The organism is Neptuniibacter marinus (assembly GCF_001597725.1).
GTDB classification, from domain to species: Bacteria; Pseudomonadota; Gammaproteobacteria; order Pseudomonadales; family Balneatricaceae; genus Neptuniibacter; species Neptuniibacter marinus.
The window spans coordinates 1-251 of sequence record NZ_LUTR01000095.1 but is presented as its reverse complement, the minus strand read 5'-3'; the positions used below and the strand labels follow the sequence as shown (position 1 = coordinate 251).

At 25.1% G+C, this 251-nt stretch carries 1 protein-coding gene; it reads left to right on the top strand.

The window, feature by feature from the left end; genetic code table 11:
* Positions 1–251, top strand: a 251-nt coding sequence (locus tag A3774_RS17085; RefSeq protein WP_231868009.1) for a hypothetical protein, incomplete at both ends; no start/stop codon positions are given.

The window sequence follows — 251 nt, the reverse complement described above, 5'->3', positions numbered from 1 at the left end:
AATTGTCTTTTACACAAGTTAATGAAAATTTGAAAAGTCTCGAATTAAAAGGTAATACTCGAAAATCTGTTAACCTAGAACCTTATATATATGATGATCTATCTAAAATTAGAAATTATCATGAAAATAAAATTGATTTAAAATTGTTGTTAGATGTCTACCCAAACCTTAATGAACTTTATATATCAGGCTACAAAGTGATTGATACTGATATACTTTCATTCAACGATAAAATTACAAGTTTGTCACTT